General features: G+C 58.0%; 15 protein-coding genes and 2 pseudogenes. 6 read left to right on the forward strand and 11 right to left on the reverse strand.

Annotated features, from left to right (window positions below):
* Positions 1–79: 79 nt before the first annotated feature.
* From EGT36_RS27835 to EGT36_RS27855, 4 genes and pseudogenes are all read right to left on the reverse strand, one after another.
* Positions 80–1,114 (reverse strand): annotated as a pseudogene (locus EGT36_RS27835) (ABC transporter permease); the annotation flags it as partial.
* A 54-nt stretch (positions 1,115–1,168) separates the two neighbouring features.
* The gene (locus EGT36_RS27840) at positions 1,169–2,158 is read right to left on the reverse strand and encodes an IS5 family transposase (protein WP_082186256.1); all 990 of its coding nucleotides are present in this window, start codon (positions 2,156–2,158) and stop codon (positions 1,169–1,171) included.
* Positions 2,159–2,430: 272 nt separating this feature from the next.
* The gene (locus EGT36_RS27850; RefSeq protein WP_125271575.1) at positions 2,431–4,215 is read right to left on the reverse strand and encodes a methyl-accepting chemotaxis protein; all 1,785 of its coding nucleotides are present in this window, start codon (positions 4,213–4,215) and stop codon (positions 2,431–2,433) included.
* Between the two features lie 271 nt (positions 4,216–4,486).
* The gene (locus tag EGT36_RS27855) at positions 4,487–7,267 is read right to left on the reverse strand and encodes a bifunctional diguanylate cyclase/phosphodiesterase (protein ID WP_082186254.1); all 2,781 of its coding nucleotides are present in this window, start codon (positions 7,265–7,267) and stop codon (positions 4,487–4,489) included.
* Positions 7,268–7,599: 332 nt separating this feature from the next.
* Here EGT36_RS27855 and EGT36_RS27860 point away from each other — a divergent pair, with 332 nt between their 5' ends.
* Positions 7,600–10,575: a Tn3 family transposase gene (locus EGT36_RS27860; RefSeq protein WP_065653655.1), complete on the forward strand. Its 2,976-nt coding sequence runs from the start codon at positions 7,600–7,602 to the stop codon at positions 10,573–10,575.
* A 52-nt stretch (positions 10,576–10,627) separates the two neighbouring features.
* Here the strand turns inward: EGT36_RS27860 and traA are convergent.
* Positions 10,628–13,402, reverse strand: a pseudogene (traA, locus tag EGT36_RS27865) (Ti-type conjugative transfer relaxase TraA); the annotation flags it as partial.
* A gap of 254 nt (positions 13,403–13,656) precedes the next feature.
* Here traA and traC point away from each other — a divergent pair.
* Genes traC through EGT36_RS30700 form a run of 4 tightly spaced genes read left to right on the forward strand, consistent with a single transcriptional unit; the run spans position 13,657 to position 16,596 of the window.
* Complete coding sequence (traC, locus tag EGT36_RS27870; RefSeq protein WP_112828836.1) at positions 13,657–13,956, forward strand: conjugal transfer protein TraC; 300 nt, start codon at positions 13,657–13,659, stop codon at positions 13,954–13,956.
* 4 nt (positions 13,957–13,960) lie between these two features.
* Positions 13,961–14,176, forward strand: coding sequence for a type IV conjugative transfer system coupling protein TraD (gene traD / locus EGT36_RS27875; RefSeq protein WP_112828835.1), 216 nt, complete (start codon positions 13,961–13,963; stop codon positions 14,174–14,176).
* Positions 14,163–16,139, forward strand: coding sequence for a Ti-type conjugative transfer system protein TraG (gene traG / locus EGT36_RS27880; RefSeq protein WP_112828834.1), 1,977 nt, complete (start codon positions 14,163–14,165; stop codon positions 16,137–16,139). The genes traD and traG overlap by 14 nt, the downstream gene beginning before the upstream one ends.
* Before the next feature lie 10 nt (positions 16,140–16,149).
* A complete protein-coding gene (locus tag EGT36_RS30700; protein WP_112828833.1) occupies positions 16,150–16,596 on the forward strand; it encodes a WGR domain-containing protein in 447 nt (148 codons plus the stop codon).
* Between the two features lie 86 nt (positions 16,597–16,682).
* On the opposite strand, the gene EGT36_RS27890 is transcribed toward EGT36_RS30700, so the two are convergent.
* The 4 genes from EGT36_RS27890 to EGT36_RS27900 all read right to left on the reverse strand — a co-directional run bounded on the left by EGT36_RS27890 (position 16,683) and on the right by EGT36_RS27900 (position 18,284).
* A complete protein-coding gene (locus EGT36_RS27890) occupies positions 16,683–17,099 on the reverse strand; it encodes a hypothetical protein (protein ID WP_112828832.1) in 417 nt (138 codons plus the stop codon).
* Positions 17,096–17,362, reverse strand: a complete 267-nt coding sequence (locus EGT36_RS27895; RefSeq protein WP_112828831.1) for a type II toxin-antitoxin system prevent-host-death family antitoxin — start codon at positions 17,360–17,362, stop codon at positions 17,096–17,098. Before EGT36_RS27895 ends, EGT36_RS27890 begins: the two co-directional genes overlap by 4 nt.
* Before the next feature lie 122 nt (positions 17,363–17,484).
* Entirely contained in the window at positions 17,485–17,655 is a 171-nt protein-coding gene (locus EGT36_RS30705; protein ID WP_172965734.1) for a hypothetical protein, read from the reverse strand.
* Between the two features lie 320 nt (positions 17,656–17,975).
* Complete coding sequence (locus EGT36_RS27900) at positions 17,976–18,284, reverse strand: DUF736 domain-containing protein (protein WP_125271563.1); 309 nt, start codon at positions 18,282–18,284, stop codon at positions 17,976–17,978.
* Between the two features lie 460 nt (positions 18,285–18,744).
* Here EGT36_RS27900 and EGT36_RS30710 point away from each other — a divergent pair, with 460 nt between their 5' ends.
* Entirely contained in the window at positions 18,745–18,918 is a 174-nt protein-coding gene (locus tag EGT36_RS30710) for a hypothetical protein (protein ID WP_172965735.1), read from the forward strand.
* A 3-nt stretch (positions 18,919–18,921) separates the two neighbouring features.
* On the opposite strand, the gene EGT36_RS27905 is transcribed toward EGT36_RS30710, so the two are convergent.
* Both EGT36_RS27905 and EGT36_RS27910 read right to left on the reverse strand, forming a co-directional pair.
* A complete protein-coding gene (locus tag EGT36_RS27905) occupies positions 18,922–19,845 on the reverse strand; it encodes an ArdC family protein (protein ID WP_125271564.1) in 924 nt (307 codons plus the stop codon).
* 275 nt (positions 19,846–20,120) lie between these two features.
* Positions 20,121–20,708, reverse strand: coding sequence for a hypothetical protein (locus EGT36_RS27910; protein ID WP_112831534.1), 588 nt, complete (start codon positions 20,706–20,708; stop codon positions 20,121–20,123).
* Positions 20,709–20,944 lie beyond the last annotated feature (236 nt).

A 20,944-nucleotide genomic window follows, 5' to 3' on the forward strand; every position in this document is an offset into this window, starting at 1 on the left:
ACCTGATTGCCTGGCGAGAATGACTTCCGGAGACGCTACGCGCCCATGATCGGGCGCATGAAGGCCGGAGCGCCGTCCGTTACCGCAGGAATTGCCGGAAGCGCCTCAGGGAAAACAGGAACAGGAGCGTTCCTATCGTCAGCAGCGCCAGAAGTTGTGGCCAGACGACCGAAAATCCTGCGCCGCGAAACAACACCGATTGGGCGAGTATAACGAAATGCGTGTTCGGCGCCGCGAGCATGATGTCCTGAATGACTTGCGGCATGCTCTCACGCGGGGTAAGACCGCCCGAAAGGACCTGCAGGGGAAGCAGGACGAGAATCAGCAGCATCCCGAACTGGGACATGGAGCCGGAAATTGTCGCCAGATAGATGCCGAGGCTTGTCGTCGCAAAGAGGTGAAGTGCCGCACCGAACAGGAAAAGCGCAAGGGAACCGCGGATCTCGACGTGCAAAAAACCCTGAACAACAAATGCAAGTGAGAAAGCGGTTGCAGCCAGCACGACAAGCCCCATCGACCAGATCTTGCTAAGCATGATCTCCGTCGGCGTGACCGGCATCACTAGCAGGTGTTCGATCGTCTCGTGTTCCCGTTCGCGGATGAGCGCCGCGCCGGTCAGGATGATGGAAAGAATCGTCGTCGAGAAAATGACGTTCGTAACCGCGCCGAACCAGGCCCTGTTGAGCTCCTGGTTGAATTCGGTGCGCATCGCGAGGCTGACCGGCAGGGACGTCGATCCGCGGTAGCGGTTCAGGAACTCGCTGATTTCGCTGGAGAGGATTGACTGGATGTAGCTGCTGCCGTTGAAGGCCTGCGTCATGCGCGTCGCATCGACGTTGAGCTGGATAGTCGGCGACTTTCCGGCCAGGAGGTCCCTCTGAAAATTGGGAGGGATATCGATCGCGAAAGTGTCCTTTCCGGTATCCATGCGCCGGTCCATTTCGTATTGGGAGATCAGCTTCGGCGGGCTGAAGTAAGGCGGATAGAAAGCCGTCAGGATTCGGGACGATACCGGAGACTGATCCTCGTCCACAATGGCGATCGCAGCATTGTTCAAGGTCTCAGGAACCGCGGTCGAGGCCGTGTAGATCGACAGGGTGAAAGCATAGACGATCGGCGCTGGTGCACGGATCATTGAAAGAGCGGATTCCCGTCTTTGATGCTGTCGCTATTCGGTAGCCGTTTTGCGCCGGACGGATTTCGGGCGCGCGCAGGCCAGCATTCGATTGAGGGCGTCGCAGCCGAGGGCGACTTCCGTCTTCTGTGCCGCGAATGAGCGCGCTCGCAGCCGCCGTCCAATGATCGATTTGTAACGACCGATCGCGGTCTCGACCAGAGATCTTTTCCCGTAGCCGGTCGCCACCTGCCACTTCATCCGGCCATCGGCGCTGATCGCGGCTATGTGACGGGCTCGTTGACTGGAGGGGTCGGTGTCGTTGCGATCCACCGCATTGGCGCGTGGCGGAATGATCACCGCCGCCTCAGGACTGTGATCGGTAACGGCGCTATAGGTCGGCTCACCGTCATAGGCACCATCGGCCGTGAACTGGCCAATCGGCGTGTCGATCTGATCGAGTAGCGGCGCCACCTGCGAAGCGTCGCCGGCATCCTGATCGGTCATGACATGTGCGACGATGTCGCCGCTATCAGCATCCAGCGCCAGGTGCAGTTTGCGCCAACCCTTGCGGAATTTGGCACCATGCTTTTCCTCAAGCCACTGCCCCGCGCCGTGGATCTGCAAACCGGTGCTGTCGATGAGGACGTGGATGGGTCCGTTCTCCGGGATGCGATCACCTGGGAGCTTGTTCGGCGTTCTCGGCTTGACTGCCCGACGGCTCAGGGTCGTATGATCGGGAACGGCAAGGCCCAGCCCCATCAGCTTCAGCACCGACGTTAGCAAACCCTCCGTCTGACGCAGCCGCAGGCCGAATACCAGGCCCAGCATCAGGGCCGTCTCGATCGCAAGATCGGAATAGCGCGGCTGGCCACCGCGTGTTGTCCGCTTCGGCGCCTGCCAGGACGACAATGCCTCTGGCGTCATCCAGAGCGTGAGGCTCCCACGCTGACAAAGGCCCGCCTCGTATTCAGACCAGTTCGTGACTTTGAACTTCATCTTCCTGATATGATGGCGGCGGGAGGAATTGTGCTTAAACGGCATCGTGGTGGAGACCAGTTGTCGGGCTGCGCGAGCACCTACGACAATGCGCTTAACGATCCATGCACCAAAGCCGTGCTACCGGCATTACGGCGTATTTGAAAAACGGTGGTACGCTTGAGAAAGCGGCATATATGGCAAATCATTCCTCGACCAGAACGACCCAGCTTTACGATCGCCGCAGCGACGTCGTAAGCTTCGATGAAGTCGAACGAATTCAAATATTAGGCCCTGAACCGCTGCAGGTTCAGGGGTGCGCGCTGATGTAAGCGCAATCAGGCCGCCGCGCTTAAGCCTGCGGTTACATGTGAAGTGCTACCGCCAACGATTGGGAGGTAGATACTGTTCTTGCCATAGCCGCGATGTTCTGGACCACGATTCTCCGCTTCCGAACCTGGCTCTCTGGTCCATTTACGTCGATTGAGTTTGAAACGCTTGACCAGTTGCTCAAGTTCGCCTGCGCCATTTGATAAAGCCTCGGCAACAGCGCTCATACCGCTGACCATTCCGGCATTTTGCTGCGTCATCTGGTCAAGAGCGCTGACTGCCGAATTGATTTCGGCGAGACTGACGGATTGTTCTGTCGCCGCAGTCGCAATTGCTTCGACATTCGTGTCGATCTTTAAGACGAACCCTTCGATGCTCTTCAAGGACGCTCCTGTTTCGCCAACCAGACGGACACCATCTTTAACCTCACTTGTGGAATTCGCGATCAAGCTGGAAATCTCCTTTGCGGCTCTGGCTGAGCGCTGGGCGAGTTCACGGACTTCCTGTGCGACGACCGCAAAACCTTTGCCTGCCTCGCCTGCTCGGGCAGCCTCCACACCGGCATTCAACGCCAAAAGGTTGGTTTGAAATGCGATCTCGTCGATTACACCAATGATTTTGGATATTTCCTGAGAGGCCGCGCTGATGCGGCCCATAACATTGACCGTGGAATTGACCACATCAACGGATTTGGCGGCAGCAGCACGCGCCTCGCGAACGAGGTTACGGGCATCCGTGGTGCGACTTGTCGATTCCCGAACGGTCACGGTGATCTGTTCCAGTGCCGCAGATGTCTGCTCAAGCGCCGCTGCCTGCTGTTCTGAGCGATGGGCAATGCCACCGGCGCTCTCGCTCATCTCGCCGCTCTTGGCAGACAGCATTGTCGTTTTTGCAAGAACTTCTTCCAGCGTTTCCTGAAACTTGGCGAGAGATTGGTTGAAATCGTGCCTAAGATGGTCAAACTCCGGGACGAAAGGCTCATCGATCGTAATGCGGATATTGCATTCTGCCAGCCGTTCTAGACCTGCCCCCACTTCTTGCAATGCACGAACACGTCCAGTCACATCGGTCGCGAACTTCACGACCTTGATAACTTTCCCATCGTCATCGATAATGGGATTGTAGGTTGCCTGGATAAAAACCGAGCTACCATCTTTAGCCAAGCGCTTGAATTCATCACTGAAGAATTCGCCTTTTGCCAGGCGTGGCCAAAATTCAGCATAGTCGGGCGAAGCAACATAAGCCGGCTCACAGAACATTCTGTGGTGCTTTCCGATGATTTCATCTCGAACATAACCCAAGCTGTCGAGGAAGTTTTCATTGGCAGAGAGAATTTCTCCTTCCGGAGTAAATTCAATCACCGCCTGTGCCCTGGATAGGGCGGTCAGTTTACCGTGGCTTTCAATGCTGTCGCGTTTGGTCGCAGTGATGTCGGTCGCGATCTTGACGATTTTTACAACTTTTCCACCGCGAATGATTGGATTGTAAGAGGCCTCAATCCAGATCTCGTCACCAGATTTACTGATACGTTTGTATTGACCTTGGTTGAATTCGCCGGAGCCGAGACGCTGCCAAAACGCTTTATAATGAGCAGAGGCTGCCTCCTTAGCATCGACGAATACACGGTGATGCTTGCCAATAATCTCGTTGGCTTTGTACCCGACGGCACCACAGAAGTTTTCGTTGGCGTCAAGAATAGTGCCATCCGGTTTGAAAGAGATGATAGCTTGAGAACGGTTAAATGCCTGCAAAATAGCAGCAGATTCTCCACCGATGAATGATTTAAACGGCATTTGTCCAGTCTCCACAATGATTGCGCAGCGCCTTTCTTCACATTGCCGACGCAAAGAAGTCGCCGCTATAATGATGCGCATGCTTGTTTTTATTGAAAAAAATTAAATAAATAATTTATCAACATATCCCGAAATGGAGATAGCCAGCCACTCGGTCGTGCCTTCTCAATGTTTGATGCAAACTGGGCGAAAACCTACGCCCTACCGTGGCGTTTTCGAGACGCTCCGGGTGACCACGATCCTCCTCGTGCCGCATGCTGGTACGGCATGCTCATGCTGCCGATGACCGGTTGATGCGGGCCTCTTCGCGTTCTTTCGCCATAGCATCGTGCAACGTGGCAGGCCGTCCAAAGAAATATCCTTGGAATTGGTCGCATCCCTCTTCCGTCAAGGTCGCCATTTGGATCTCGGTTTCAACACCTTCGGCAAGGACCGGTATTTCGAGGCTCTTGCCGAGAGCCAGAATTGCCCGGATGAACGCTTTCGATTGCTTATTCGTTTCAAGATCCATCACGAAGCTCCGGTCGAGCTTGATCTTGTCGAAGGGGAACGATCGCAGCGTTTCCAGCGACGAATAACCGGTGCCAAAGTCGTCGATCGCAATCGTGACGCCCATTGAGCGGATCTGGCGCAAAATATGCAGTGCACGTTGTTTGTCCCCGATGATCGCGGACTCCGTAACCTCCAGCTCCAAAAGGTCCGGCGAGAGTCCTGTGGAGAACAGAACATCCCGGACCTTATCTACCAGCTGAATGTTGGTGAGTTGTAGTGGCGAGAGATTGACTGCAATTTTCTCTTTAATCGGCCACTTTGCGGCGTCCTCGCACGCTTGTTCAAGGACCCATTCACCAAGGGCTGAGATAGCGCCGCATTCTTCCGCGATCGGAATGAATTCGCTTGGAGGAACTAGGCCACGTGTAGGATGATTCCAGCGAAGAAGGACCTCGTAGCCGGTTATATGGTTTGCGCCCGCTGCGCGCTGAACCTGATAGTTCAGGAAGAATTGCCCTTCTTTCATCCCACTCCAGATGTCCATCGCTAGGAGCCGTCGAGCTCTTTCCGCTTCGTCCATCGCGGCTTCGTAGAAGCAAACTGTCTCATCGAAGTTTTCCTTGGCGCGATACATCGCCATGTCGGCATTGCCGAGAAGTTTTTCGCGGTCCGGGGCATCGAGGGGATAGATGGCCACACCCAGGCTCGCGCCAGGCGTAACATCGGTCATTTCGAGGCTGATGGTTTCCGAGAGCGCGCTATTTAAACGGCTGATGAAGTCATGGACCTCGCTGGTATCCCGAAACGATTTGAGCGCAACAAACTCGTCACCTCCAAACCGTCCAATAAGTTCACCGGCCTGCTGAATATGCCGCATTCTGTTCGAAAGAATGCACAGTACTTCGTCACCGGTGGCATGGCCGTAAGTGTCATTGATGTCCTTGAAGCGATCCAGGTCGATATTGATCACTGCCACGCTCGTCGTAAGCGTCTCGGCTTCCCGAATCGCTTTATCTAGCGCCTCGATGAACTGCCGGCGGTTCGGTAGGCCGGTCAGGACGTCATGCCGTGCCAGATGGGCGATCCGCTCCTCCGATTTTACCCGGGCAGTGATGTCCTCAACCGTGAATACCCAAGCCTTCGTGTCGGTCGGCATGTAGGTCGCACGTATAATCTTTCCGTTCGGCAACTCGGTAATAGTCTCGCCGCCGTCTTTGTTGAGCAGAGATTGGTAGGATTTAAAGCGCTGCTCTGATCCTTCTGGATTGATCAGACAAAGCTCCTCGAGCGTCATGCCGGTCAGATCAATCGACGCAGCAACGCCGATAAGGTCCCCGAGGCGGCGATTGTACATTGCCAATCGACCGTTTTCATCAAAGAGGCAAATGGCGTTGGCCATATGCGTCAGTGCCAGCTGAAGGTCGTTCGTCGCCTTGCGCAGTTTCGCGTCGGACTCTCTCTGCTCTGTGCGATCACGGGTAATCTTGGCATAGCCGATCAGGCGACCATCGTCCGAGCGGATAGCATCGATGACAACGTGGGCCCACAAATGTGTTCCGTCCTTGCGGACGCGCCACCCCTCTCCTTCGAATTTTCCAGTCTGGGCAGCAGTGCGCAGGTTGATATCCGGCAGACCTGCCTCCTTCTCTTCTTGAGTGTAGAAGCAGGAATAATGCTGTCCGACGATTTCATGCTCCTTGTATCCCTTCGCTCGTTCCGCGCCCGTGTTCCAGTTGCTCACGCGACCATCCGGATCGAGCATGTAGAGCGCGTAATCTGACACGCCCTGTACTAGGATACGGAACTTCTCCTCGCCTGCAGCGGCGGCCGCCTCTGCGCGGACTGCGAAGATCGCAGCCGTCAAGCCCGCAAACAACATCGAAAATGCGACCGTGGCGATGGTAACGATCATGACGACAGGGGAAATCGTATGCTCCATGTCGGCGGCAGAGGGATCAGGTACGACTGTTATTGCACCCATCGCGGTGAAGTGCATCAGAACAATAGCCAGCGTCATTACAACGCTCGCCAGAAGGGTTGCCTTGCTCCGGCTCTCACCCGACAGAACCAGATGAAATGCAGGAATTCCGAGAAGCACAGCAAAGATAACTGCCAGCCCGACCAACAACTGATCCCAAACTATCTCGCCTGGAAACTCAATCGCGTTCATGCCCATGAAATGCATCGAGGAAACACCGAGACCGAAAAGTATTCCGGCTATAGCCACCCCGGATTTGTCGCTTCGGTAACTGGCGATAGCGCATGCTGAACTGGTGGAAACGATAGCGACGAGAAGCGATGCCAGGGTCAAGCCAGTTTGATAACCAACAACTACACCGGGATCATAAGCTAACATTGCAACAAAATGAGTTGCCCAAATGCCGAAACCACCCGCAGCTCCTCCGGTGACGAGCCATATGACTTTTGCGGATCCGGTTACTATGCGGGATCGGTGCAACATGCTCAAAGCGACGTACGATGAGAGAGAGCAAAGCGCTGCTGCTAAAATCACCAGGCGAGGATCGTGCTCAAACGCAATGCAATTTAATACTTGGTACATTCGCAGCCCATTTTTAAAGATAAAGCAATTCTAGTTCATATACGCACACCATTCATTTAAGAGGTTGTTACACGAAGTGAATTCCGATTGGAAAATCGTCCCTTTTAACGCGAAATTGGCTATCGTAGTTAAATTATGATTTCAAGTTGGGGTCAGAACAAGAGCAGGCCGAAATCGTACGCTAAGGTCGAACAAATCCGGAACGATGCCGTAGATCGGATGTGCAACATCCGATCTCTGTGGATTGCCATCGACATGCGCCAATTTTGATTTCTCTGTCCGGCCCGACTCGACAACGCTTCACGCAGATTGGTCATGAATGGGGTCGGGCGATGGCAAAGCGCAAGCTTCTCAAAGATCAAGATCGCCGGAAGCTTGTCGATATCCCGGTCGACGAGGACAGCCTAATCCGCCACTATTCGTTGTCATTGGCGGATCGCCTGGAGATCGAACTGCGGAGACGTAATCACAATCGGCTCGGCTTTGCCATCCAGCTATGTCTGATGCGATACCCAGGTCGAGTGCTTGGAGCAGAAGAAACTCCGCCTCGCGCCATGCTGAAGTATGTTGCTGATCAGATCGGCGCCGCTCCAGACGAATTTGCTCTCTATGCACGTCGTGAAGAAACTCGTCGGGATCATATGGCGCGGCTAATGGTCTATCTGGATACGAGAAGCGCGACGCCGCCAGATCGCCGCGCCGCGCTATTAGCGGCAATTCAAGCGGCGACCATGTCAGACGACGGTGCTGCGATAGCCAGTTCGGCTGTCGCCGCATTTCGCGAACGCGGAGTTCTTCTGCCGGCGATCGACACGATCGAACGCATTGGCCTTGCCGGCCGTGCCATAGCCCGTCGCCGGGCAGAAAAAACTCTGATTGAAGAAATCCCGCTCGATAGGCTTCAATCACTGGATAGGCTGTTAGAGGTTGACCCGTCGATCGGCAAGACGCGCTTCCACTGGCTGCGCTCGGCGCCAGAAGCGCCGGCTGCGTCGAACCTCGTCGGGCTGACCGAGCGAATAGCTTTTCTGCGGCGGCTGGAGATCCATCCGGAACTGCAGGCGCGGGTATCATCCGGACGGTGGGACCAGATGATCCGGGAGGGCAACGCAACGCCGGCCTGGCTTGCCAACGAATTCAACGCCAGCCGTCGCCACGCTCTGATCGTGGCTCAAGTCATCAAGCTTTGCCAGAAGATCACGGACGATGCTGTGACGATGTTCATCAAGCTGATGGGCAAGTTGTTCTCGCAAGCCAATAATCGGAAGAAGCAGCGGCAGATGGACTGCAGAGCGAACACCGCCAAAGCGCTGCGCATGTTTCTGGATACGATCACGGCCCTGCAGTCTGCCAACGACTATGGTCGGAACGCATTAGATGTTCTCGACCAAAGAGTCGGCTGGGACCGGCTGCTTCGGATAAAGCCCGAGCTCGAGTCGATGGTCGACGACAACGAGGCGCCGTCGTTGATCGTAGCAGCCGAGCAATATTCGACCGTCCACAAGTACGTTGGTGCATTCCTTCAGGCCTTCACGTTCCGCTCGGCGCATCGCCACGACCCGCTTCTGGCGGCAATTGCGCTACTGAAACGGCTTTATACCGAGAAGCGGCGGACACTCCCGGATCGCTTGCCGATCACCCACCTCAGCCAAACTGATCGACGGCTTATCTTCGAACAGGGTAAACCCGATCGCCGTCTCTACGAGATCGCCACGCTCGCGGCTTTGCGAGACCGGCTTAGATCTGCGGAGATCTGGGTCGATGGCAGCCGATCTTTCCGGCCCATTGATGAGCATCTGATGCCGCGGTCGACATTCATCTCGATGAAGGAAGACGATCGTCTCGGTTTGGGGGTCCAGAGCGACGGCGCGCAGTGGCTTGCCGAAGCGCGTCAGATGCTCGACTTCAACCTGACGCGTCTGGCGCACAGAGCACGATCTGGAAAGCTCGAGGGAGTTCGTCTCGAGGCAGGAACCTTGATTGTCACACCAACCGCCAGCGAAGTCCCCGCAGCCGCCGAGGAGCTGAATGCCGAGATCAGCGACATGTATCCGTTGGTGGAGGTTCCCGACTTGCTGAGGGAGGTGCATGAATGGACCGGCTTTGCAGATACATTCACGCATGTTCGCACCGGCGACGTTCCGAAAAATGTCTCTGCCATGCTGGCGGGCGTCCTGGCGGATGCGACCAATCTCGGGCCGAAGCGAATGGCTGGCGCATCCAAGGGGATCAGCGCTCATCAGATTGGGTGGATGCGCACATTCCATGCTCGATCGGAGACTTACCGCGCGGCGCAAGCATGCATCACCGATGCCCACACCCAGCATCCACATTCCCGCCTTTGGGGCAATGGCACAACGTCATCGTCCGATGGCCAATTCTTCCGTGCGAGCGATCGAGCTGCAAAGCGCGGCGACATCAACTTGCATTACGGCAGCGTGCCCGGATCGAAATTCTATAGCCATCTGTCAGACCAGTACGGCTACTTCAGTATTTTGCCCATCAGTCCAACCGAGAGCGAGGCGGCCTATGTGCTCGATGGGCTCTTCGATCAGGACACGGTCCCAGACATCCAGGAGCACTTTACCGACACGGGCGGTGCCAGTGATCATATCTTCGGGCTGTTCGCCTTGATCGGAAAGCGGTTCTCACCGCGACTGCGTAATCTCAAAGACCGGAAGTTCCACACGTTCGACAAGGGCGATGCACATCCGGCGCTGTCGAACCACATCGGGGCGCCGATCAATGCCAATCTGATCATCGATCATTGGGACGATCTGCTCCATCTCGCGGCGTCGATCACGACGCGGTCCGTGGTCCCGTCTACGATACTCAAGAAACTGTCCGCATCTCCGAAGCAAAGCCATCTTGCGAGGGCGCTCCGCGAACTCGGCCGTATCGAGAGGTCGCTCTTCATGATCGAATGGTACTCAAGTCCGGCACTACGGCGGAGATGCCAAGCGGGTCTCAACAAAGGTGAGGCCGCCCATAAGCTCAAACGCGCTGTCTTCTTCCACGAGCGAGGCGAGATTCGCGACAGGTCGTTCGAGAGCCAAGCGTTCCGCGCCTCTGGTCTCAACCTCGTCGTCAGTGCGATCGTCCATTGGAATACCGTCTATCTCGACCGTGCAATCACACAGCTGAAGCGAGCGGGTCGAGACATTCCTGATACTCTGTCGAAGCACATCTCGCCGCTCAGTTGGGAACACATCAACCTTACCGGCATCTACACTTGGGATGCCGAACATCAGATGCCGAACGGATTTCGATCGCTTCGTATGCCAGCCGGGCTGCGGCGGGTCGCATAAGTTCTCAATCTGTTCGCCCTTAGCGTACGATTTCGGACTGCTCTTGTTCTGGCCCCTTGAGGGCACCGAAGGTTTCAGGCTCGTTGGCAATTCTGGCGATCGTCTTTTCCGCAGCCGACTGGTCGCGCAGCATCGCATCGACGTTCGCTGCCTTGAATGCTGCTTCCGGCTGCGCGTAGACGTGATGGAAGCGCATCGAGACTTCTTCCCATCGCTTCTTGAGCGCTGGGTCTGCGGCGAGTTTATCCTCAACGGTCTGATCGATCGATTTCGGGAAGGTGGTGATACCGGCCACCATGGGCTTGGTCTCCTTTTCTGCAACAGGAACTGTTCTGGCCGTCGATGTTGCAAAGCCGAGCTTGGCGCCGATGGCCGCAAGCTTGCAGGCAAGGTCGACGAGCTTCTGCTTCTGCCGGACCGTCCATTCGAGACGGTCACGCGCGACGGTTCTGGCAACGTTGACGATGTGAAGGCCCCGCGCCTCGGCAAATCGCAGTGCCTGCCGGTAGATGATGCCGCCAGCGTAATCGAGCGTCGTTTCTTTGGAATTCCGGCGCGACAGGATCTCGACCAGACCGCCAGCCTTGGCGAAAGATCGGCGACCATAATAGACGCCGAGATCCTCACGGTGACGGGTCATCGCCACATAGGTGAGGTGACGATCCAGCGAGAGGGACGCCAGCACCTTGACCCGGTCCACCGTCGCCCCTTGACTCTTGTGCACCGTGGTTGCGTAGCCGTGATCGACATTGTTGTAGAAGCGCTGTTCGACCGTTACTTGGGCGCGATGTTCGCCATCGCCGATCACGGCGACGATGCGACCAGGTGCGGCTTCCATGACCTTGCCCAGCATGCCGTTCTTGACGCCGAGCGAACTCTCGTTCTTCAGGAAGACAATCTGGTCGCCGGCAGCAAAGCTTCTAACGCCATCGGCGGTTTTGAATGTAAAGCCCTGCTCGATGATGCCGCGCTCGATCAGTTTCGTGCGCGCCAGCTCATTCAGCATGCGGACGTCACGGCGCAGGTGCGCAAGGATCAATGTGGACTTGGCAGGATCGTATTCGCGGTTCCAGTCCGAGATGAGGTTGGTGACCGCATTGGCCTTCAGCTCTGAGCCGTTCATCTTGCCGTTGGACTGATAGGCTGCGAGGGCTTTGCCGACATTGCCACGCGCGAGATCGAGCGAAGCGTCGCGCATCCATTGCTCACGCTGGCGATAGATGGTTTCGAGTTCGGCATAGCCGATGCGATCGGCAATGGCGCGAAAGGCAGCACCCGCCTCGATCGGCTGAAGCTGCTCAGGATCGCCGACAAGCACGAGCTTGGCGCCAGCTTTGGTGACAGCTTCGACGAATGTCGCCATTTGCCGCGACGACACCATGCCAGCCTCGTCCAGAACGAAAACCGTCTTGTCGTCGAGCTGCCCGCGACCCTGATCCCAGCGGAGTTCCCAGGACGACAGGGTACGGGAGACGATGCCCGCTTCCTTCTCCAGACCTTCAGCCGCCTTGCCGGCAAGCGCACCACCGACGACCCGATAGCCGGCCGCTTCCCAGGCCTCACGGGCCGCCTTCATCATCGTGGTCTTGCCGGCGCCGGCGCGGCCGATCACGGCTGCAATCCGCTCAACACCAGCGACATGTTCGATGGCGACCTTCTGCTCATCGGAAAGTCGTTCATGGTGCGCGAAGGTCGCCTCGAGCACCGGTTTCCGGACGCCATGCGAAGACCGCTGCGAGAGCCACATCGCGCGGTTCGCCATCTCAGCCTCGAGCCGGATCAGCTCACGTGTCGTGTACTTTGTCGGCGCCCGGCCTCCGGTGGCAAAGTCCATCCGCTCCCGATCGAGCCGCAGCGTCTCCGGGCTCTGAAGGATGCGTACCATCAGGATCTGGAAGAGGCCCGCATCATCGACATAGCGATGCAGAATCTTGGCGACATCGCGTTCGTCGAATACGCTCTTCTCCCGCGTGATCAGGTCGAGTACGATCTCTGGACTACGCTGAATCCGGCGGGCATTCTCGGCTCGCCGCTCTTCCTGCAGCTCCAGCCGTTCGAGCGCAGCCTTCTCTCCCGCAGGTCCATTCCCACGGGCTGCTTTCCTCTCGATCGCCTTCGTGCCGACGCCGAGATGGATGGTCGGCGTTAGGTCGATGCCCTGCTTCTCGAAGGACCGACCATCGATCCTGATATCGAGACCGGCAAGTGCCAGGTGCCGGTTCTGGCAGGCGAACCATCCGTCGCGAAACGCGTTGAAATCATCAAGCCCACCGGCCCAAAGCTCATAGACGATTTTGCCGCTGTCATTGCGCAGCGCTTTGCCGTCCGGTCCCACGACGGCCACCTTCTTCGAACCGAAACCGTCTTCGGTGAGCGGCCGCAAGGTTGTCATCAGATGGATGTGCGGATTGCCTGGTGCATCATGAAAGACCCAGTCAGCCACCATGCCCTCGGCCGTTATGTGTCTCTCCACGAAATCCCGCACGAGCTCGATGTTCTGCTCGACCGACAGCTCTATCGGCAGGGCGATGGTGACATCCTTTGCAAGCTGAGCATCAGACCGTTTCTCAAACTCCTCAACCTTGTTCCAGAAGGCTTCCGACTCTCCCGAGACAGACCGATCGGCAATCATCGATTGCAACCATTCAGGCGCATCGGCGGGGATGACAAACTCTTCGTGCAGCAGGCCTTGCTTGCGGGTGTAGTCGATCGTCCGGGCTTCCCGCTCATAGTCCATCTTGGCGCAGTGCCGGTAGGCCGCCGACAGCACCGCGCTGCGGCCGGAGCCGCGGGCGACGATGCTGACTGAGAAATGCGGGACGGCCATGACGAGGCAAGCTCCTTCGATCGAACAAAATCAATGCGTTCGTCAGGAGCGGAAGGCCCCGCGAGGGGGCAAAAGCAGAGCGTCGCATCAGCGACGTATAATTGCGCCCTTCGGATCCGTCCTTGCGAACGGATGGGATCATTCACAAAAGCATCACCATTGGCGATTGTAGGATTCACAGTAGTGCGTTCCGCACTCCGGGCTGAAATCTTCTGCCTGACGGCAACGACGTTCAGCGAAAGGATACGAGCGGAATGAAAAAGCCTTCTTCGAAAATCCGCGAAGAAATCGCCAAGCTCCAGGATCAGCTCAAGGCAGCAGAAACCAGGGAGGCCGAACGGATCGGCCGCATCGCATTGCGCGCTGGTCTTGGCGAATTCGAGATTGACGAGAGCGAACTTCAGACGGCCTTCGAGGAAGTGGCGAAACGGTTTCGCAGCGGTCCGACAGCACAAAGCGCCGGACCGAACGGGAAAGGGAGAGGAAGCACGGGCGCCGGGCAGGCTTCGGCGAACCCGGCTGGCGAGGCTCCGGGCAGCCCTGGCGAGGCTTGAGCGCATGGCGAGGACCACGACATCGGACGCCCGCAAGAAGGACACGCGCGAGAAGATCGAGCTCGGGGGCCTGATCGTGAAAGCAGGCCTTCGGTTTGAGAAGCGAGCAATGCTGCTGGGTGCGTTGCTCGAACTTGCCGGCCGGCTCAAAGCGGATCCGGGCGAACGCGCGCGACTGACTTCTATCGGCGCCGAGGCCTTTGGCAATGACAGCGAATAGAGTTCTTCTCGCCACCGTACCAGCCGTGCTGATCATCGCAGTCGCCATCGGTCTGACAGGTCTTGAACAATTTCTTGCGCCGTTTGGCAAAAACGAGGCCCAGCGATTGATGTTCGCCAGGATCGGCATCGCGGCACCCTATGTCGCCGCCGCTGCGGTCGGCATCATCTTTCTCTTCGCGGCGGCAGGATCGGCAACAATCCGACTTGTTGGCTGGAGCGCGGTCGCTGGTAGTGGCAGCAACATCCTGATTGCGGTGGCGCGCGAGACATCGCGCCTCGCTGGATTTGCCGACAAGGTTTCCGAGGGACAATCCATACTTGTCTATCTCGATCCAGGAACGATGATCGGAGCGGCTAGTATGCTGATAACAGGATGCTTCGCGCTTCGTGTTGCGCTGATCGGAAACACGGCTTTCGTCCGGCCCGAACCCAAGCGGATCATCGGCAAACGCGCGCTGCACGGAGAGGCCGCGTGGATGAAACTGACCGAGGCCGCGCGGCTGTTCGGTGAAGCTGGCGGCATCGTGATTGGCGAGCGATACCGTGTCGATCGTGATGGAAGAACCATTCATGGGTTTCGCGCCGATGACATGGAAACCTGGGGTGAAGGAGGGAAAGCGCCGTTGCTTTGCTTCGATGGCTCATTCGGTTCATCCCATGGGATTGTCTTTGCCGGCTCCGGCGGTTTCAAAACGACGTCGGTGACAATCCCGACCGCGCTCAAATGGGGTGGTTCGTTGATCGTGCTCGATCCTTCGAACGAGGTCGCGCCGGTGGTGTCGCAGCATCGCGAGCGTGCGGGGAGAAGGATCCGGATCCTTGATCCCCGCAATCCAGCGATCGGCTTCAACGCACTGGCCTGGATCGGAAAGTTCGGTGGCACGAAAGAAGAGGACATAGCCGCTGTTGCGTCCTGGATCATGAGCGAGAGTGGCCGCGCGGGCGGCGTTCGCGACGACTTCTTTCGAGCGTCCGGTCTTCAGCTCCTGACGGCGATGATCGCCGACGTCTGCCTTTCCGGCCATACACCAAATGAGCAGCAGACGCTTCGTCAGGTGCGGGCCAACCTGTCGGAGCCGGAACCGCAGTTGCGCAAGCGGCTGCAGGACATCTACGACAATTCTGGGTCGGACTTCGTGAAAGAGAACGTCGCCGCCTTCGTGAACATGACACCGGAAACATTCAGCGGTGTCTATGCCAATGCGATAAAGGAGACGCATTGGCTATCCTACCAGAACTACGCAGCTCTGGTGTCCGGCTCTGCATTTTCCACCGACGATATCGCGTCGGGAAAGACCGACGTGTTCATCAATATCGACCTGAAGACGCTTGAGACACATGCGGGGCTGGCGCGAGTCATCATCGGCTCGTTCCTCAACGCGATTTACAATCGGGATGGACACATCGAAGGCCGTGCCCTTTTCCTTCTCGATGAGGTGGCGCGGCTAGGCTACATGCGCATCCTGGAGACAGCGCGCGATGCCGGCCGCAAATACGGCATCACCCTGACCCTGATCTATCAGTCCATAGGCCAACTTCGCGAGACATACGGTGGTCGGGACGCATCGAGCAAATGGTTCGAGAGCGCGAGCTGGATTTCGTTTGCTGCCATCAATGATCCGGAGACGGCGGAATACATATCGCGCCGCTGCGGCATGACGACGGTCGAGATCGACCAGGTTAGCCGCAACTATCAGGCACGCGGCTCGTCGCGAACACGATCCAAGCAACTGGCTGCTAGACCGCTGATCCAGCCGCATGAGGTGCTGCGAATGCCAGCCGATGAGCAGATCGTCTTTACCGCAGGCAATCCGCCGCTTAGATGCGGTCGCGCCATCTGGTTCCGGCGCAACGACATGAAAAACTGCGTCGGGCAAAACCGGTTTCATGAATCGGCTGCTCGATCGAGTCATCTCTTGAGTAAGGAACAGTCTGAACAGCCAATGCGCGATCCAATCTGACACTTGCGGGATGATCGTCACCGGAATCGGCGAAGCCCGCTTGCCGGCTTCGTTCTCGCTGGCGAATAGAGCGGTACGCCGAAGGCGGGCCGCCCAATCTGATCGCAACCCATTCTTCACAGAACTGAATCGATCACCAGCAAACGATTCAGAAGTCTCGTTGGACGCAGGACATGTTTCACGCGATTCTGGGAGCATGTTCGCCCAAACCTATCACCTCTATGTCGAACGCAAGGATGCCAGTAAGAACCTGGCCCGCTTCTACGCGATGTCGATCGAGCCGAACCTGTTTGGGGAGGCATGCCTGACGCGGCGATGGGGACGGATTGGGACGAGCGGTCAGGTGAAAACCCATCAGTTCGAAAAGGAACAGGACGCGATCGATCTCTTCCTTGATCTTCTGAGGCAAAAACGCCGCCGGGGATATCGGGCAATCGGCCGTGTCGCTTCGCAGTAAACACCCGACGATACTGCCGCTGGCGAAAGAGAATGTGAGGGCGGACCTTGGTCTTCTCGAACGGAGACCCTGCTGTCCACACTCCGCTATCTCGATCGGCTAACTTCCGCAAAGGACTTTCGACGGGCAATAAATTCGCGCAGAAGCGGCAAAAAGAATGCCTTGCTGAAGTGACCAAGCGGAGGCTCAGGCTCCAAATAGAATGACCGGCCTATGATATCGCTGTTGAACTCATCCAGGATGAGCCACAGCGGAAGATCTGCATCAAGACCCGCGCGTCGCTTTTCGATAGTCGGAATCTCGACGGCAAAACGATTTCGGTCGGGCATCTTTGTCGTTATCGGAAAAAACAAAACAAGATCGCCACCCGACCTCGCGATCCGCACGCCGACAGCCACAGGACGGTTCTTGCGCCCTTCCGTTTCTCCCTCGTTTGCCTCATGGCTCCACAGATATGGATATCGAACGACCGCAGCCGTCTGGACATTGTCATATCCGCTCATCGGCTTGTCTCATCAGACTGGGCGTAGGCATCGACGGCCTCCTCAAATTCAGCAAACAGTTCGTCGGGCATTGTCTCCAGTCTGCCGACAGAGCGACGATCCGACTGACGCATAAGACGTTCGTAATCGTCTATGTTCAGCAACACCAATCGCGGCTTGTTGCGTTGGGTAATCGTGACAGGGTGTCGAAGTGCCTCGGCGATGATATCTCCGGATTTCCGAGAAAGGTCGCTTGTCGTGTAGGAGCCGTTCCTGTTTGTCATGTGGCCAGCCTCAATGCGATTATGGTGAAAGGGTCTCAATGTTATTCATACAGCATATACAGCATTGCTGCAAATAATGTATTCCTCGGTCGCACGGTGGACGGGTTGTTAGATCACCGCCGTCAGAACGGCGGCTCCGCTTCCAGGCGACCATCCTGTTCGGCGACGATGACTGCAAGCTCGGCCAGAGCGCATTCCAGTTCGGCCTCGATATCGCGGCGTTCGGCACCATCGACAGCATTGCGTAGCTCGGCCCGCAGTTCTTCGATCTGGATTTCGAGTGTGTAGGTCATCTTCGTCTCCTGACGTTTGTGAACGATGACCGTCGGGCCCGAGAGGGGATGGCGGGGTCGAGGAGCGCGCCAGCGACCGGCAGAGCCGGGGAGTGGGGGAGCCGATTTGCGGAAACTGCCGGTGAGGGCAGGTGGAGCAAATTGGGGGAACCGCTCATCCTTGAGGCCGGCGTCGCCGCTTGGCACAATCGTGCATTCTGAGCAGCTTCTCCGCTCACCGTATGCCACCAAAAAAGCCGGGCCTGGCTCGATGCCGGGTCCGGCTTTGATCTCTCCGCAGGAAGGTGGGCTCCGCCGGTGGCGGAGCCTTGTGATCCCGATCAGTCGCGGTTCGGGCGGGACCAGATGAGCTGGAGCCCTTCCTCGCCCTCGACCTCAGCGAGCGTTGCGTAGATCGGGGCAGGGAAGCTCGGATCGTCGAGCTTGACCGAGAGGTAGTCGCGGCCCTGCTCGGAGGTCTTCTGCCAGGCGGCGCCGAGCTCAACGCTTCCGGCATAGACGCGGAACTGCGGGCCCTTGTCGGAGGGGTTCTCGACCCGGGAGATGCGTGCCTTGACGTTGAGAGCGAGCGTGCGAATGGAGCCGGTGAAGCCGTTCTTTTCGGAAGTGAAGGTGCCGATGGTAGCCATTGTCGTATTCCTTTTCTCGTGTTCGGGCCGCGCCCATCGCGGCCTCGATGGCAGTCGACAAGACCGGAGACGATCGGGCCGCACCTGATAAGGCCGCAATGCAATGAAGGGCGGCAAGTCGCAGATTTGTTAGTGGGCGAGGAGGGGACCACAGGTCGCCGGGGTAAGAAATCTTAAGCCTTGTCGTTGCGGGAAAACGATCGAGGCGCAGCCGGTCTCCGGTCAGACATGCCCCATCGAGCCCGCAGATGGGCTGCCGGAAACTCTGTCGTGAAGGGATATGGCAAAGGCGGTCACCGCATTTGCCCGTGGGAAGAATGGCAACCCGGCTGATGCTCCGCTTGTCCCGTCGCCGGAGCCTGCTTCGATTGGGGAGTGGATCACGTACAGCGGTGGTCCGGCTTGCCTGCCATGCCCGGTGCGATATCGTTGCGCTCGCGAATCGCAGCATGGAGGAACAATGCGTCAGCAGACCAAGCCGTTCATCATTGAACGCAAGCCATCCCGTAAACCGAAGCCCGACACCACAAAACTGTCGATCTGGGGAAGGCTGGATAATGACATCGCACAAGGTCTCCAGGATCAGCGTGATATGGAAGAAGCGGCCGCCACCAGTGATGCCGACCGCGCCTGACCTTCAGGCCGCAGCCTTGAGATTCGCCTCCGGCTGCAAGGAATGCAGGAAGCTCACCGCTCGCTGCGCATGAGCGGCAGCCTGGAAGATGGCCCGCTTGTCGTTGGCAAGGATCGATAACCAGGACTGCAGGTAGGACGCATGATCGGGCCGTGGCTCAAGCTCTGGCGCGATGCCGAGATCGGCGCAAAGGAAACAACTGCCGAGCTCAGCGATGAGCTCTTCACGTGCGCGTTCCGTCCTGTCCTTTGCGTAGCGCGACAGGTCACGGCCGACCCGATGCTCAGCCGCTGTCCAGTGCGTTGCCTCATGGCTGAGAACGGCAGCATATCCGGCGGCATCGCGAAAGGCCTCGAATGGTGGCATCTGGATATAGTCCATGACGGGTGAATAGTATGCCTGATTGCCGCCGTGCCGGATAACTGCACCCGTCGCTTTGAAGAAGCGATCGGCACTCTCGATGCGCTCGACGGGATCCCGCAACTTGGCTGGTGGGGCATAATAGGTGTCAGGCAAACCATCGATCTGCTCGATATTGAACACCGAGTATGCCTTCAGGAACGGGATTTCCCGGTCGACATCGTTGCCGCTCCCGTCAGCCACGGACTTGGTGAACCGACTGGCGAAAACCACCGTCGAGCCAGTTTCGCCCTTGCGCACAGCGCCGCCGAGCTCAAGCGCCTGCTTGAATGTCATCCACATCGAGGAGGAGAAGCCGCGCGACAGTTGCTCCGACCACAACAGGAGCACGTTCATCCCCGAGTAGGGCAGCCCGCTGTGGCGCACCGGCCGGGTGATACGACCACCGGTATTGGCGGCGTTCCACGGCTTGATCCAGGGGCGTACACCCTGCTCAAGATCTTCAACTATCCTGCCAGTGATGCGTGTATAGATGTCGATACGATCGCTATCCGTTTTCCTGACCATGGCTTCTTCTCCTTTTCTCAAGACCGCGCCTGTCGCGGTCCGTCACGGAGGTCCGAAGCCAGGGGCCGGAGGTCGAGCCCATGCACCGGAACGGCCGCAACAGCGTGGAGGACGGCAAAGCCGTTGCATGGGCGCCCGGCTCCTGCAGGACCGCCGAGCGGGACGGACCGCGACAGGCACGTCTCCAGCTTTCCCTCTCGACACGAAAAAAGGCCGGCGCAGTCGGGCGCCAGCCTCTGATCGAGGAGAAGGGCGGGGTTACCCCCACCAGCGCATCAACCGAAGGCCGCCATCTGAGCCTCGGCCGCCTTGCGGTCGAGCGAGGCTCCGGGGTTCTCCACCGGCCGGTCGAAAGGCTTCCAGGTTTCGCCGACAACCTGTTCGTAGGCGGCCACTGCTCCCTCGGCCGCCATCCGCAGCGCATGGGACTGGACACCCATGTCGGCCGCGAACTGCCGCTTGCGCTGGGCGCCGCTGTCATACCCGACCGGACCGTCGATATCCTCGTCACGCGCATCATTGGATGCCTTGGCGGTTGCATCGCGCGCCTCGGTGACAGCCCGGCTGTAGAACTGTCCGGCGCCATGCGCCGATCCGACGAAGGCCCCGACGATCCTCTGCAGATGGATCTGCATGGCCTTTTCGCCCAGGCCTTCGGAAAGGCTTTCGGCAGTCTCGACGATCAGCCGCTCATGCAGGCTGCGGATGCCATCGCTGTCAACGATAGCCGTGCCGAAGCTTTCGGCGATCTTGTGCGCCTGGACGGCGTCGGGGCAGGAGAGGCGGACCATTTCAAGAGTGGTTCCGCGGCGCGATTGCGCCGACCGGGCGGTGGAGCGATTGGAGGTGGCGGGCTTGGCCATGTCTGTTCCTTCCGTGGCTGCCGAAGCGGTTCCGGCCCGTGCCGGTCTGCCCTTCGATGCGGACGACTAAGAACCGGCAAGGGACGGGCGGCTTCACAGGTCCGATCCGACTGAGCCAGCAGGGCAGGTTTGCGGGCCAGCAGGTCTTGACCTGAGCAGACCGCGAGCCTGCCCTCGCGCAGAGAGGTTGGATCGGCCGCTCCGCGGCGCGCCAGCGGCCTTGAAACGACCGGCCG

Origin of the sequence: Agrobacterium sp. FDAARGOS_525 (genome assembly GCF_003938925.1) — a bacterium.
Lineage (GTDB): Bacteria > Pseudomonadota > Alphaproteobacteria > Rhizobiales > Rhizobiaceae > Agrobacterium > Agrobacterium pusense.